This is a genomic window from Nocardiopsis sp. MT53 (assembly GCF_019598965.1).
In the GTDB taxonomy this organism is placed as follows: domain Bacteria; phylum Actinomycetota; class Actinomycetes; order Streptosporangiales; family Streptosporangiaceae; genus Nocardiopsis; species Nocardiopsis changdeensis.
In genome coordinates this window covers 2,625,944-2,638,979 of record NZ_CP080599.1, presented here as the reverse complement: position 1 = coordinate 2,638,979, position 13,036 = coordinate 2,625,944, and the positions used below count along the sequence as shown (strand labels likewise).

Annotated in this window: 23 protein-coding genes; 10 read left to right on the top strand and 13 right to left on the bottom strand. The window is 70.5% G+C overall.

The window, feature by feature from the left end:
• Positions 1-13: 13 nt before the first annotated feature.
• The 9 genes from K1J57_RS11750 to K1J57_RS11710 all read right to left on the bottom strand — a co-directional run bounded on the left by K1J57_RS11750 (position 14) and on the right by K1J57_RS11710 (position 5,103).
• A complete protein-coding gene (locus K1J57_RS11750) occupies positions 14-421 on the bottom strand; it encodes a lasso peptide biosynthesis B2 protein (RefSeq protein WP_220564477.1) in 408 nt (135 codons plus the stop codon).
• Between the two features lie 8 nt (positions 422-429).
• Positions 430-648: a PqqD family protein gene (locus tag K1J57_RS11745; protein ID WP_220564476.1), complete on the bottom strand. Its 219-nt coding sequence runs from the start codon at positions 646-648 to the stop codon at positions 430-432.
• Positions 649-704: 56 nt separating this feature from the next.
• Positions 705-2,462, bottom strand: coding sequence for an asparagine synthase-related protein (locus tag K1J57_RS11740; RefSeq protein WP_220564475.1), 1,758 nt, complete (start codon positions 2,460-2,462; stop codon positions 705-707).
• Between the two features lie 26 nt (positions 2,463-2,488).
• Complete coding sequence (locus K1J57_RS11735) at positions 2,489-2,608, bottom strand: lasso RiPP family leader peptide-containing protein (RefSeq protein WP_220564474.1); 120 nt, start codon at positions 2,606-2,608, stop codon at positions 2,489-2,491.
• Positions 2,609-2,742: 134 nt separating this feature from the next.
• The gene (locus tag K1J57_RS11730) at positions 2,743-3,582 is read right to left on the bottom strand and encodes a helix-turn-helix transcriptional regulator (RefSeq protein WP_220564473.1); all 840 of its coding nucleotides are present in this window, start codon (positions 3,580-3,582) and stop codon (positions 2,743-2,745) included.
• Positions 3,582-4,127 (bottom strand): DUF6879 family protein, encoded by a 546-nt coding sequence (locus K1J57_RS11725; RefSeq protein WP_220564472.1) that lies wholly within the window; start codon positions 4,125-4,127, stop codon positions 3,582-3,584. Before K1J57_RS11725 ends, K1J57_RS11730 begins: the two co-directional genes overlap by 1 nt.
• Complete coding sequence (locus K1J57_RS11720) at positions 4,111-4,311, bottom strand: hypothetical protein (protein ID WP_220564471.1); 201 nt, start codon at positions 4,309-4,311, stop codon at positions 4,111-4,113. Before K1J57_RS11720 ends, K1J57_RS11725 begins: the two co-directional genes overlap by 17 nt.
• 115 nt (positions 4,312-4,426) lie before the next feature.
• The gene (locus K1J57_RS11715; protein ID WP_220564470.1) at positions 4,427-4,663 is read right to left on the bottom strand and encodes a hypothetical protein; all 237 of its coding nucleotides are present in this window, start codon (positions 4,661-4,663) and stop codon (positions 4,427-4,429) included.
• A gap of 149 nt (positions 4,664-4,812) precedes the next feature.
• Positions 4,813-5,103 (bottom strand): hypothetical protein, encoded by a 291-nt coding sequence (locus K1J57_RS11710; RefSeq protein ID WP_255646980.1) that lies wholly within the window; start codon positions 5,101-5,103, stop codon positions 4,813-4,815.
• Between the two features lie 89 nt (positions 5,104-5,192).
• Here K1J57_RS11710 and K1J57_RS11705 point away from each other — a divergent pair, with 89 nt between their 5' ends.
• The 10 genes from K1J57_RS11705 (at position 5,193) to K1J57_RS11660 (ending at position 9,067) form a co-directional block, all read left to right on the top strand.
• Positions 5,193-5,954, top strand: coding sequence for a Scr1 family TA system antitoxin-like transcriptional regulator (locus K1J57_RS11705; RefSeq protein ID WP_220564469.1), 762 nt, complete (start codon positions 5,193-5,195; stop codon positions 5,952-5,954).
• A 59-nt stretch (positions 5,955-6,013) separates the two neighbouring features.
• Positions 6,014-6,118 carry a DUF397 domain-containing protein gene (locus K1J57_RS33455; RefSeq protein ID WP_255647159.1) on the top strand — a complete coding sequence of 35 codons (105 nt, stop codon included), beginning with the start codon at positions 6,014-6,016 and terminating at the stop codon, positions 6,116-6,118.
• Positions 6,119-6,230: 112 nt separating this feature from the next.
• Entirely contained in the window at positions 6,231-6,404 is a 174-nt protein-coding gene (locus K1J57_RS11695; protein WP_220564467.1) for a DUF397 domain-containing protein, read from the top strand.
• A 119-nt stretch (positions 6,405-6,523) separates the two neighbouring features.
• Positions 6,524-6,691, top strand: a complete 168-nt coding sequence (locus tag K1J57_RS11690) for a DUF397 domain-containing protein (RefSeq protein WP_220564466.1) — start codon at positions 6,524-6,526, stop codon at positions 6,689-6,691.
• A gap of 107 nt (positions 6,692-6,798) precedes the next feature.
• Positions 6,799-6,972, top strand: a complete 174-nt coding sequence (locus K1J57_RS11685; protein WP_220564465.1) for a DUF397 domain-containing protein — start codon at positions 6,799-6,801, stop codon at positions 6,970-6,972.
• 112 nt (positions 6,973-7,084) lie between these two features.
• Positions 7,085-7,258 carry a DUF397 domain-containing protein gene (locus tag K1J57_RS11680; RefSeq protein WP_220564464.1) on the top strand — a complete coding sequence of 58 codons (174 nt, stop codon included), beginning with the start codon at positions 7,085-7,087 and terminating at the stop codon, positions 7,256-7,258.
• 113 nt (positions 7,259-7,371) lie between these two features.
• Positions 7,372-7,545: a DUF397 domain-containing protein gene (locus tag K1J57_RS11675; RefSeq protein WP_220564463.1), complete on the top strand. Its 174-nt coding sequence runs from the start codon at positions 7,372-7,374 to the stop codon at positions 7,543-7,545.
• Between the two features lie 85 nt (positions 7,546-7,630).
• On the top strand, positions 7,631-7,798 hold the full coding sequence (locus K1J57_RS11670; RefSeq protein ID WP_220564462.1) for a DUF397 domain-containing protein: 168 nt from the start codon (positions 7,631-7,633) through the stop codon (positions 7,796-7,798).
• Positions 7,799-8,138: 340 nt separating this feature from the next.
• On the top strand, positions 8,139-8,639 hold the full coding sequence (locus K1J57_RS11665; RefSeq protein ID WP_220564461.1) for a hypothetical protein: 501 nt from the start codon (positions 8,139-8,141) through the stop codon (positions 8,637-8,639).
• On the top strand, positions 8,636-9,067 hold the full coding sequence (locus tag K1J57_RS11660) for an ATP-binding protein (protein ID WP_220564460.1): 432 nt from the start codon (positions 8,636-8,638) through the stop codon (positions 9,065-9,067). The genes K1J57_RS11665 and K1J57_RS11660 overlap by 4 nt, the downstream gene beginning before the upstream one ends.
• Before the next feature lie 66 nt (positions 9,068-9,133).
• On the opposite strand, the gene K1J57_RS11655 is transcribed toward K1J57_RS11660, so the two are convergent.
• The 4 genes from K1J57_RS11655 to K1J57_RS11640 all read right to left on the bottom strand — a co-directional run bounded on the left by K1J57_RS11655 (position 9,134) and on the right by K1J57_RS11640 (position 12,851).
• Positions 9,134-9,706, bottom strand: a complete 573-nt coding sequence (locus tag K1J57_RS11655) for a DUF3592 domain-containing protein (protein WP_220564459.1) — start codon at positions 9,704-9,706, stop codon at positions 9,134-9,136.
• Between the two features lie 57 nt (positions 9,707-9,763).
• Positions 9,764-10,534 (bottom strand): MBL fold metallo-hydrolase, encoded by a 771-nt coding sequence (locus K1J57_RS11650; RefSeq protein WP_220564458.1) that lies wholly within the window; start codon positions 10,532-10,534, stop codon positions 9,764-9,766.
• Positions 10,535-10,812: 278 nt separating this feature from the next.
• On the bottom strand, positions 10,813-11,211 hold the full coding sequence (locus tag K1J57_RS11645) for a spore-associated protein A (protein WP_220564457.1): 399 nt from the start codon (positions 11,209-11,211) through the stop codon (positions 10,813-10,815).
• Between the two features lie 23 nt (positions 11,212-11,234).
• Positions 11,235-12,851: a serine/threonine-protein kinase gene (locus K1J57_RS11640; protein ID WP_220564456.1), complete on the bottom strand. Its 1,617-nt coding sequence runs from the start codon at positions 12,849-12,851 to the stop codon at positions 11,235-11,237.
• Positions 12,852-13,036 lie beyond the last annotated feature (185 nt).

Below are 13,036 nucleotides of genomic sequence, written 5' to 3'. Positions count from 1 at the left end.
TCTGCCCGTGCGGTCACACGCGCATGATCAACAGATGGGGCCGATCCGGCGCCGCGGGCTCTCCCACCGGCCGCCCGGCCGCCTCGATCCAGGCGTGGGCGGCGTAGGGCATCATCCGCGCCCCAACGCACCAGTCGACCCGGCATCCCAGGAGAGCCGCGGTGAACACCGCCGCCAACGAGTTCTCCAGGCAGGCCGCCCGACCCGGAAACCACGCTCCGGCGCGGCGTGCGGCCACGACCGCGACCAGTGCCTCCTCCGAACGTGCGGGGCGGCGTACGAGGCGGTGCAGCCATCCGACGACCCGCACCGTATGCCCGATCGGCAGGGCCGAAAGAGTGACCGCGATGGTGAAACCGATGAAGCCGGCCACCGACCTCAAGGGGCCGCAGCGGACCGGGGGCGGCTGCGGCAGTGCCATATGCATGCTCATCCGGTCGTCTCCACATCCACGAGCACTCCCCTTTCCTGCAGATCGACCACCAGGCGCAGCACATCGCCGAGCAGCCACTCCTCATCCACACCCAGCGTCGCCGCCAATTCCGCCGCCACCTCTTCAGCGGAGGAACCCGTCGCGAGCCCTCTCCACATGGCTGCGGCCGTCGGATTCAGCGCCAGGAACCTCCCCGAGGCCAAGTCCAGCAGCACCGCCCCGTCCTCCGTCCCCGTGAAGTGGACGCCGGGTGCGACACTCCACCGAGTCGTCATGCCTGTTCCTCCCGCTCGGCCGGTACCGTGCAGCGGTCGAGACCACGCAGCCACACCTCGGCAGCCACCGCGTCGGCCAGCGCGCCCATCGCCACCCGCCGCCCCTCGACCGCCGCGTCCAGCACCGCCAGCACGAGGTCGGGACGGATCACCCCCAGGTCTCCCAACCGGGATTCCCTGAACAGCGACCGCAGCCGGTCGGCGTTGCGGCGCACCCCGTGGTACTCGCACGCTCCGTAGTCGCCCTTGGTGCTCCTCTCGAACCGCACGGTGGGGAACGTCGTCCTCCACGCTTGGGCCAGCAGGGGTTTGACCTGCGCCGTTGAGACTCGGTGCCGGGCAGGGACGGACAGGCATGCGGCGAGCACCTGGTGGTCGAAGAAGGGCAGCGCCACCCGGACCCCGTGCGCATGGGCCACCTGGAGGAACGGCCGGCTGATGGCCGCATGCCAGCGCACAGCGCGCAGTGCGTGGGCGTCGGTGCCGTCGTCCTCCTCCTGTACCGATGCGGCCGCCTGGCGCAGACGCTCCGCTGCTTCACGGCGGGCCCAGGGCGTACCCCAAGCCGCCAGGGGGCTCACCGCCGTCCAGGTGAGCGCCGCCTCCCAGAGCGGTGGCGCATCGGGCCGGTCCGCTGCGGCAGGGCGTGACAAACGCTCTGCGGCGTTCAGGAGGGCATCCGCGTAGGACTGACGGGAGACCGCCCACGCCGCCCGGAGGACCCGATGGGCCGGGCGCTGACGAAGTGCCGCCCAGCCCCGGCACTCTCGAAGGAATTCCCGCGTGTGCGCGAGCGCGGCCAGATAGGTCAATGGGGCGCCGATGACCGCGTCCCCGCCGTCCCCGGCGAAATGGACCTCCGTTCCGAGGGCAGGGGACAAACGGCGCGCGGTACGCGCGTGCAGAACGACGTCCGTGCCGGGCAGGTCCGTGAACGGGGCACGATCCAACAGTGAGAACGGCAGGGTGTCCGGGCCGCCGTGGACGACCCGGTGGCGCAGGCTCGGATCGGTGCCCGCCAGCCGGGAGGCGTGGGCGAGATCATCGGCGTTGTCGGCGAACCGGTCCGTATAGGTGATCGCCTGCACACCCTCACGGTGGTGCCGGGCCGCGAGGAGGGCTGTGAAGGAGGAGTCCATACCCCCGCTGAGGTCGGCACTGATCCGCCCGGAGCGGGGAAGCCGGGCGGTCACGGCGCGGGTCAGCGCGTCGGCCAGGGTTCGGGAGGCCTCCACGGGATCGCCACCCGCCTCTGGCCGGAAGGGGGACCGGAGTCGCTCCATCCGCGCCGTACCGTCCCGCACGACCAGCATGTGGTCCTGGGGGAGTTCGGTGATCCCCTGGAACGGATCGCCACCCGGCAGGGTACCCACGGCATCGGGGATGAACAGCCGTGCGGCGAGGCCGCCCGGATCGACCCGGGGAAGGCCCGGGCCGAAGAGGGCCGTCGGGGTCAGGGCGAAGCGGGCCGGGGCGCCCGCGCCGAACCAGATCCGGAGAACCCCTGCGAGGTCACCGGTCACCGCCGTCTCCTCCATGTCATGGCAGACGACCCCGTAGCGACCGGGGAACGCTCGCAGCACTTCCAGGGCCCGGGCGGGCGAAACGGCTCCGGTGGCGGAGAACGCCCTCTCCACCTCTGCGGGGTCGGCGAGACACTCACCGAACAGGACCGCCCCACGGTGTTCGTCACCGACGCGCCGAACCGGCACCGCGGGGTGCCGGGCGGCGGGGGCGGTCAGCGCGTGCTCCACGCTCGACGCCGTCGTCATCGTGCCGGTCAGTTGTACCGGGCGGTGTTCATGTCGGCGGTGTCGTGTGCGCCGGTGCCGAGGATGAGTTCGCGGGCGTCACCGAGATCGGTGACGGTCGGGGGCTCGTAGACGGTCTTCTGTTCCACTGGGTCGTCCTTCCGTGGGGGCGAGGGGCGGGGCGAAGATCTCGCCCCGCACAGAAGAAGACTATTCTTGGAAAGCGGAAGCTTCAAGGAATACTAGTGTGGCGGTTCGGTGAGGTCACTCGGTGGAAGACCGTTCAGGAGTGCTCGCGCGCCAGCTCCGCCAAGAAGGTCCGGGCCTCGTCGTCGTAAACGGCGGCGTCGGCGAACAGCCGGAAGACGTCCAGGTGGAAGCGGACGTCGCGGGGCTCGGTGATGTTCCGGTGGGTCGTGAAGCTCTCCACCGAGACTTCCTCCTCATCGAGGATGACGAACCCGTTCTTCGGCACTTGGGCGACGGGAACGTTCCAGGGCAGGAAACCGATGCGGAGGTTCTCCGCCGTGGAGAGGTTGGCCAGTCGGTCCATCTGCGCCCGCATGGTCGCTGCGCTGCCCAGACGCCAGCGCAGGGCGGCCTCGGTGATCACGAAATGGAACGAGTGCCGTGGATCGAACAGGATGGTCTGACGCTCCATGCGGGCACGCACCGCCTCCGCCACGTCGGTCCCGCCGCTCGAAAGGGGCTGGCTGAAGACGGCGCGCGCGTACTCAGGGGTCTGAAGCAGACCGGGGACCATCGTGGGCTGGAACGAACGGACGGTCTGGGCCTGCCGGGTTCTCCGGCCGATGTCCTCCTGGGTTCGATGCAGGCCGCGTTTGCGCAGCATCCGCAGGGACCTGTAACGGTCGTTCAAGGCCCGCGCCAGTTCCTCCGTTTCGACACGTTCGTCTTTCTGCGGACGGTAGAGGTCCAGCAGCGACCGCACATCGTCGCCGGAAGGAGTGACCCGGCCGGTCTCGATCTTGGAGACCTTGGACTGGCTCCAGTCCAGAAGTTCGGCGACCCGCGTCCCGGACATGCCGGAGACCGCGCGAAGTCGGCGAAGGCGATCGGCCAGCTCGGCGCGGTCCTGGTGGAACGACTCAGGTACGGCCATCAATCCCGGTGGTACTGCGGATGGGCACTCCAATACTGGTCGAAGGGTACGGCCTCCGCCAACGCGAGGTCCCGTTGGGTGCGGTAGTGAGTCGGCCCGGGGTTCTCCACGAGCTCGCTTCCCTGGTACTCACCGTCCTCCCGGTAGATCATCCGCACCGTGCGCGTCTCGTCGAAGAACCAGAAATCCTCGTCCAGAAGGCCCTCGGGACGACCGTGCTCGGCTGTGTCGAGGATGAAGATCTCCTCGCCGGCCTGGGCGTTGAACGAGTACCCCCACTCCATCTCGTACCTCAGGTAGTCCGTCAGCGGACTGCGGACCACATGCACGCGGTAGCGGCGGATCCCCTGTGCGACGTGGTCCATGACCCTCTGCATGTAAGGGGTGACCACCCCCACTCGGGGACAGGGGTCGCCCGCCATGTAGGCACGGAACTTCTCCCCCTCCGACACCGGGTTGTAGACGGGCAGTGTCTCCAGCCGGAACACGCTCTTGACGGAAGTCGTGAACAGGGCGTCGAACCGGCCGTCATCGAGCTTCGCCACGAATACCCTCCAGGAGAGCGTGGGGGATCTCGACGGCGCTTTCTCCCGGTGGGAGACCCAGCTTTTCCAGGACGTCCGGGTCACTGATCGTGTATCCCTGCACGATGTAGCTCTTCCGGTCGGTCGTGTACACAGCGGGGCACTGGTCGTCCTCGCAACCACCGCTGATCTTGGTGAACTCCAACGGATCTCCTAGGGGGAGGAAGGGAGTGCGGCCCTTCGAGATTATTCCCAGAAGTTCTTGATGTAAAGGAATAGCTCTATTTCTTCTTCTCCTGCACGTCGGGGACAGGTTCGGTTCAGTGGCGGGCGTCGCGCCAGGGCTGGGGGAGGGCGCCGCCGCGGCTGAGGTGGCGGTGCAGGGCCTCGAAGGCCCGGTCGGCCGCGCGGAGCAGCGCGGCGGTGTCGGCATCGGGGTCGGCGGCGTCGCGGAGGAGCGAGGAGAGCAGGTCGAAGAGTTCGTCGGCCCGTTCCCGCTGGAGGCGAGTGGCGGGCCGGCCGCACCGGGCGGGGCGGGTGTCGGTGTGGGCGGGCATGACGGGCTTCCTTCCGGGGTCTTCGGGTGCAGAGGAGCGTCGGCGCCGGGGCAGCGGGGGCTGTTCCGCCGGGCGCGGGCGCGGAATCGGCGGTGTGCGGGGGCGGGTGAGGCGGATGAACTCGGCCCAGGTAAGGGGTTCGTCGGCGTTCACAGCCGCCCCAGGAGTTCGCGGGCGAGCTGGTGGGCAAGGTCTTCCTCGGCGCCCTGGCGGGCGAGGGGGATGGTGATGCCCGGTTCACCGGGCATCGGCCGCCACCACTGCTGATCTGTCAGGCGGACGGTGACCCGCCTGCCGTCGTAGTCCGCGCGAACGGAGAGGGGGAGGCCGCCGTCCGTCGAGGCGATCCCCCGGCGGCGCAGCGCCGAACGCAGCGCCAGCACTGCCACTTCGTTGTCCGAGTCCAAGTGCCCTACGACGGGCCTGTGGGTTCCGATCATGAATCCAGCGTCGGGTCTCCCAACCTGGTCTCACAGCGAATTCCAAGAATCCCAGATGCTCCCGGCATCCCTGCCGGTATCTTTCCTGCATGACCCCCGGCATATTCGCAGAGGCTTTGACCGCTGCTCGGGAAGCGGCGGGATTGACACAGACCCAGCTCGCGAGATCAGCTAATTTGTCGCTTTCCTCCCTGAATAGGTGGGAAAACTCGGGCTCGCTGCCCAAGCGGGAGAACGCCGAGGCACTCGACCGCATCCTGGGATGCGATGGCACCCTGCTGGCCAGGCACCAGGAGGCGAAGGACGGCTTCAGCATCCCGGTTTGGGCGAGGTCGTTGTCTCGCATCGAGCCGGAGGCACGCGCTGCCACGGTCATCTCCCCAGGCATGGTTCCCGGCTACCTCCAGTGCCCCTCGCTAGCGTCGTTACTGTTCCGCGCCGCACGCCCCTGGATGACCGAAGAGGAGGTAACGAGACTTACTGCACTTCGATGCGAACGACTGCACCAACTGCCGAAGCTTCGGGTGACGGCCGTCTTTCCTCTCTTTGTGTTGGACGCACTCCCCCAAGAGATTCAAGTCGAACAAGCAAAAGCCCTGCTTGACTGGATCGAGACGGGTCGAGTGATCGTGCACCTGGTGCCCCGCGGCTCCATCCTGCTCGTACCAGGTAGCGCCACAACGGTCTTCCATCTGGCCGGTGATGACGTGGCGGTCGTCGGGGACTGGTCACGCGGTACGGTGATCGCTGAGCGGAGTGATCATTCGGCGCTGCTCGGCATGGTCTCCTCGGCACTCGCCGCCGCTCTCCCCTCCCGGGAGACCACCGCAGCATTGAAGGAACTACTGTGAACGACTCTTGGTTCAAATCGACTTATTCGGGTGACTCCCCCAACTGCGCGGAGTGCCGGATGCAGTCGGACATGGTGGCTCTACGGGACACGAAGAATCGCGAAGCCGGACACCTCACCTTCCCCTCCTCGGAGTGGCTCGCGGCCCTCGCCGCTGAAAAGTAACCACCCCCACGCAAGGCCCCGGGCAACCACTCGGGGCCTTCGCCATGCGTGGACGGCCACTTGTGGGGGGATACTCCAGGCGACCCGCATACCCCCTCCCTCTGGAGCGTCGATGAAGTCCTCGACCAACTGGCACAAGAGCAGCTACAGCTCTACGGGATCGAACTGCGTGGAGGCCCGGGAGCACACCTGCGGTGCGGATGTCCGCGACACCCAGAACCGAGCCGCCGGACACCTCACCTTCCCCTCCTCGGAGTGGCTCGCGGCCCTCGCCGCTGAGAAGTAACCACCCCCGCACACCAGAAACCGCCCTCACCGAAGCACCACAGCGTGTCAGGTAGACGGTCGCCACACCTTTCCCTGCCGTACTCGTCGAAAGTCCGAGGCCTCTTGAGAGGTACACCGATGAACGAGATCTGGAAGAAGTCGCCGTACAGCCCGAACAGTGGGAACTGCGTCGAGTGCAGGTGGACCGCGGAGGCAGTTGAGGCACGCGACACCAAGAACCGCGAAGCCGGACAGCTCTCCTTCGGCCCCTCCGAGTGGCTCGCGGCCCTCGCCGCTGAGAAGTAACCACGCTCATACAAGGCCCCGGGCGACCGCCCGGGGCCTTTGCCAAGCGTGAATGGCCGCCTGCAAGGGAATACTCCAGGTGGCCCCACACCCCCCTTGGAGCGGCGATGAAGTCTTCGCCTGAGTGGCACAAGTCGAGTTACAGCGGAGCCTCCGCGAACTGCGTGGAGATCCGCGAGTCCTCCGAACGCATCGATGTCCGCGACACCCGGAACCGCGAAGCAGGCCACCTCACCTTCCCTTCCTCGGAGTGGCTCTCAGCCCTGGCAGCCGAGAGGTGACCACCCCCGCACAAGCCCCCCGGGCACCGACACGGGGCCTTCGTCATCCGTGGATGGCCGCCCAGGAGGGGATGCCCCGGACAGCCCGCATTTCCCACCCTCTGGAGCGGCAATGACCTTCTCGGCCGAGTGGCACAAGTCCTCGTACAGCAGCGGTAACAACGAATGTGTGGAGACAAGGGAACATGTAGCGGGTGCTGACATCCGCGACACCCGGAACCGGGACGCCGGACACCTCACCTTCCCCTCCTCCGAATGGGTCGCGACCCTCGCCGCTGAGAAGTAACCGCGCTCATGCAAGGCCCCGGGTGACCAGCGTCCGGGGCCTTTGCCAAGCGTGGATGGCTGCCTCCAAGGGAATACTTCAGGTGGCCCCCGCCCCCTCTCCTTGGAGTGGCGATGAAGTCTTCGCCCGAGTGGCACAAGTCGAGTTACAGCGGCTCGTCTTCGAACTGCGTGGAGACACGGGAACATGCAGCGGGCGCCGACGTCCGCGACACCCGGAACCGCGAAGCCGGGCAGCTCTCCTTCGGCCCATCCGAATGGCTCGCGGCCCTCGCCGCTGAGAGGTGACCACCTCCGCGCGCCGGGCAGATGGTCGCCCCGCCTTTCCACGCCGCACTCGTGGAAAGCCCGAAGCCTCCCGAGAGGTACACCGATGAACGAGACCTGGAAGAAGTCGGCGTACAGCCCCAACGGTTCCGACTGCGTCGAATGCCGCTACGGGGGCGGCGCAGCCGGGATGCGCGACACCAAGCACCGGGACGCCGGAGACCTCACCTTCGGACCCTCCGAGTGGGTCGCAGCCCTGGCTGCCCAGAAGTAGCCACCCCGCACAAGGCCCCGGACGGCCGTCCGGGGCCTTTGCCATGCGCACGCCTTCGCGAAACCACCCGGGACTTCACCACGACCACGCACATAAAGATCAAACCGGACTTATTTCGCCTATCCCCAAAAAAGCCCTTCCCGCTCCACCCACAACCCCCTGACCTGCACCAACACCAAAGCGCACAACTTCTTCGGCAATCCGTCCGAAAAATGTGCACGCAGCCCTCAGGTTGCCCTATTCTGGCCCCACAACCGAAAAACTCGTGACCCCGCGACGCTTGTCCAGCGCCCGGGGTCGTGGCCAGCAATTCACTTCCTCAACACCAAGGATTGCCAGCGTGAGCCAGTTTAGTGCCGCGCTCTTCCGGGCTGCCCTCGGGCTCCTGCGAGCGCTGTTCACCTCTCCCTACGGCCGCCACCACCGGCGCCGCTCCTCCCGGGTCCGCCGCTACGCCGCGAACCCCGGCCCCGCCGTCCGCCCCCGGTCGTCCGCCGCACCGCGCCTGGCCGAGCCGCGCGAGACCTTCCCCGCCGACGACCTCCCCCTCGTCAGGCCCTACTACACCGCCCACGAACAGGCCCGTGCCCGCTCCCGCGCCCACTCCCGCGCCCAGGCCGAAGCAACCGCCCGGCTGGAGCGGTGGACCGCACCCCGCATCCCCGCCCCCAGGATCGGGGAGGGCGACCTGCTCGCCCCCACCCCGCCCCCGGTCACGTTCGACGACCTCGCCGACGCGGTACGGCGCTGGCAGGCCCGGCAGACCCAGCAGGCCCGTCAGGCTCATCAAACCCTTCCGCCCCGGCAGGACCGCAGGAGCACCGCGGGGGTGGGCGCATGACCCCGGCACGGCTGTGGACCCACCGCCTCTACCCCGGCGACCTCGCCCGGCTCTCCCAGGTCCGCCGCGACCTGCGGGCCGACCTGTCCGGGTTCGACCCCGACACGGCCGACACGCTCGTCCTGTGCGGCAGCGAGCTCTTCGCCAACTGCGTCAAGTACACCGCCTCCGGCCGGGACGGCGGAGTGATCCGGACCCTGTGGTCCGCGGACGACCGCTCGCTGACCCTGGGCTTCACCGACGACGGGCTCGGCGGCGGCGTCCCCGTCATCCCCCGGGCGCGCACGTCCGACGAGTGGGACCGGGCCGAGGGCCAGCGCGGCCTCCTCATGGTCGAGGAGTTGTCCACAGCCTGGGGATACTCGCCGGTCTGCCCGTTCGGCGACCTCGGCACCCACACCTGGGCCACCTTCACCCTCGCACGGTGACCCCACGCTCGGGCTCCCCGCACGCCGGGGAGCCCGGTGCCGCCGGGCCGCCCCGACCGGCGGTGCTCACCGGCCCTTCCGGCCCGGCCCGCCCTTCCCGCCTTTCCCGCCCGGCCCGCTCTTCCCGCCCTCCGCAGACCCCGGCCTCCACAGGTCCGGGTTCCGCCAGGCGAAGCGCCCCAGGAAGGCCAGACCCATGAACACCATGAGCCCGAAGTACCCGGTGAGGGCCAGCCGCAGCCTCCCGCCCTCCGGGTCCCCGGCCAGGTCCGGGGACACCGCCCGCCCCGGCTCGGCGGGGTCGTAGGCGACCGTGACCCGCTCCCCCGCCTCGGGCTCCGGCTGGAGCACGCCGGCCACCGCGGAGGTGTACCGCGCACCGTCGACCGTGTAGACGACCTCCACGGTGACCTTCGGTCCGCCCATCCCCGGCTGCCCGGACCCGGCCTCCGTCCGGACCCGCACCACCTCCGCCTCCGCCCGGCCGGAGTAGTCGGGATGGGCGCCCGTGTCCGGTGTGTTCACCCACACCGCCAGGGCGACCGCCAAGGCGGCCGCCACCAGCACGGGCACGATCGCGAGCAGCCGGTCGCGCGTGCGGAACTCTCGTCCGGGGGGTTCGAGGGGTTCGGGAGGCATGACCTCCGCCGTGCCCCCGCACTCCGGGCCGAAACCCGTGGCACCGCGCGAACGCGGTCAGAAGGCCAGGACCTCCCCGTCCTCGGGCACCAGGACCCTGTCGGCGATCCCGTGTGCGGCCACCAGGGACCGCACCTCGGCCCGGGTGACCGGGCAGTGGTTCAGCGCCTCCAGGTGCACGGCCACGATCCGCGCCCGCGGGGCCAGCCGGTGGACCTCCACCACGTCCCGGGCGCCCATGATGAGCGGGCCGACGGAGCCGATCCACCCCTCCCCGGTGTTGAGCACCACGATGTCGGGGTCGTGCCGCTCCAGGGCCGCGGGAACGTCGTCGGTGAGGACCGTGTCCCCCGCGAAGTACACCACCGGCTCCCCCGGGTGGCTCACCACGACGCCCATGACCTGGCCGAGTTCCTCCCCGATGGCCTCCATGGCCTCCTCCGAACCGTGCCTGCCGCCGGTGCGGGTGAAGACGGTGCCGTCGACCGTGACCGGCTCGTCGAGGACCCGCACGTCGGTGAAGCCCTCCTTCGCGACGGCCCCTGCGTCCGCGGCGTGCTGGACCAGGACGGGGACGCCGCGCGGCAGCAGTGCGGCGGCCGCGGCGTCCCAATGGTCGGAATGGGTGTGGGTGACCACCACGACGTCCGGGGACAGCAGGTCGGCCAGGGGCACGACCAGGTCCACGAGCGGGTTGCGCTCGGTGCCGCCCTTGCTGTTGGGCACCCCGTCCCTGGACCCCCGGGCGCCCAGCATCGGGTCGACCAGGACGGTCTTCCCGCCCACCCGGAGTACGGCCGTGGCGTTGCGGACGTGGGTCATCTCCATCGCTTCACGTTCCCTCTCCCGAACACGGGGCTGCTCTTCCGGGTCTTTCGGGGCTTCCGTTCCGTGCCTTCCGTTCCGTGGCCCGCGCGCGGAAGCCAGGGCAGGGCCACGGGAAGGACTTCGTGTCACCGCGAGGCCGGTCCGGCCGGCGTTCGCATACGGTGCCGCCGCTGCCGCCCGCGCCCGGCGCCGGGGAGCCCCCGGCCCCAAGGGCACCCAGCCCGACTCCGGGCCCGGGCCCGGATCGGAGCCCGGTGAGCCCACGCCCGTCCCGGCGGTCAGCCGCAGTTGGTGCCGTTGCGGACGATCCAGTCGTCGCCGATCCGGCCGCCCCAGTCCACGCACTGGCCCGCGGCCGAGAGGTACACCGGGCCCGCGTACTCGGTGAAGTCGCCCGGGTCGGTCTGCCAGGAGGTGCCGCCGCTCTGCTTGAGCGCCGCGTCCATGGCGACCCGGGAGCCCGGGGAGGAGCGGACCACCACCACGCAGTTCTTGCCGTTGGACCCGTTGTAGGTGAGGAACACCGTCCCGCCCGGGATCGCCGCCTCGTTGACCTTGCCGTACCCGCTGCCGCACTGGCCGCCGTAGGCGACCGCGCCGACCGGGGCCGGACCGGCGACGGTGACGACCAGGGCCAGCCCCAGCACGGCCGCGACGCGGCCGGTGATCTTCTTCATCGTTCCTCGCTCGTTCGCCCGGGTCACCACGGTGGGGTCCCGGTGCCGCTGGTCCGGTGCTGCTCGACCAGGCGTGTGATGGTGACGGTGCCGTCGGCCGCCGTCGTGTAGGTGACCTCGGCCCTGACGGTCCGGCCGCCCTGGTTGGCGTAGCCGGTGAGCGCGGACGGGCTGGAGGGCACCGACCCCGCGCTGCCGTTGCCGACGCTCCCACCCTGGCTCTGGCAGAAGCTCCAGGCGCACACCACGTCGGCGCCGTCGAGCCGGGCGTACACGGCCGCCCCGCCGTCCGGCTGGAACGCGACGACGTGCTCCCCGGAGGGGCGCGCGCCCGCGGCCGCCACCCCGGCGCCGACCAGCCCGGTGGACGTGGCGGAGGTGCCGCCACCCTCCTCCTCTTCCCCGCCGCCGTCCCCTGCTCCGGCCTCCTCGGACGGGGACTCGGACGGCTCCCCGGACGGGGACTCGGAGGGCTTCGGCTCGTTCCCGGCCCCCGGACGGCGGTCGCCGCCCGTGCCCGCCTCCTCGGCCGGGACGTCGTCGGCGACGACCTGCGTGTCCCAACTCCGGGCCAGCACCACCCCGCCGAAGGTCGCGCCGGCGAGCAGCAGCAGGGCGCCCACCACCGCACCGGCGACCGCGAGCCCGCGCTTGGCGCGCCCGCCGCCCGGCCTCGGGGCGATGGCGAACACCTGCTCCGGGGCGGCCGGCACCCCCTGCCAGTTCTCGTCGACGACGGTGGCCATCGCGCCGTCCACCGCCTCGGGCGTCCCCGCCGGGGGCCGGCCCCGGCCCGGACCGCTGAGGGCGAACACCGCCTCCACCAGGCGCATCGCGTCGGGCCGCCGCCCCGCCTCCTTGGCCAGGGCCCAGCGGGCGAGGTCGGCCAGCGGCCCGGTGAACCCGTCCATGTCGGGCTCGCCGCTGATCACCCGGTGGGCCACCACCGCGGGGTCGCCGGTCCCGAACGGTTGCCGCCCGGTGGCGGCGAAGGCCATCAGCGCACCCCAGGCGAAGACGTCGTCGGCGGTGCTGGCGGGCCTGCCCCGGTAGTGGTCCGGGCTGATCCACCCCGGCGAGCCCACGATGGACCCGGTCCGGGTGAGCGCCGTCTGGTCCACGGCACGGGCCACCCCGAAGTCCAGCACGCGCGGGCCCTCCGGGGAGAGCACGACATTGGCGGGCTTGAGGTCGCGGTGGGCGATGCCCACCGCGTGGATGCGCACCAGGGCCTCGGCGACACCCGCCGCCAAGCCCAGCAGCAGCCGCTCCGGCAGGGGGCCGTGTTCGCGCACGTAGTCGCCGAGGGTCAGGCCCCGCACCAGGGGGGTGACCAGCCAGGGGCGTTCGGCCGCGGTGTCGGCGGCCAGCAGCGGCACCGCGCAGGCGCCGCCGACCCGGTGCAGCAGCTCGACCTCGCGGGCGAACCTGGCGCGGAAGTCGGGGTCGGCGGAGTACTCGGGATGGATGAGCTTGACCGCGACCAGGCCGCCCGAGGCGTCGTGGGCCGCGTAGACCACCCCCATGCCGCCGGCGCCCAGCCTCTTGAGGGGCCGGTAGGGGCCGATCCGCTCGGGGTCGGCGGGGGTCAGGTCGGTCGCGGTCGCGGGGAGCGAGGCGACGTTCTGTGCAGAGCGCATGGGATCCACGGGTGAAGGGAGAGTGGGGACACGTCCCACACGGGCACCAGGAGGCTCAGGGGTACCGGGGGGACATGTGACCACCGCATCTTAACCACCGGGTCCGACCCGGACCGTGACGAGTGCGGACGGAACGAACGGATCCCGCCTCGGTGACCGAAATCGGTCACCGAGGCGGGATCCGG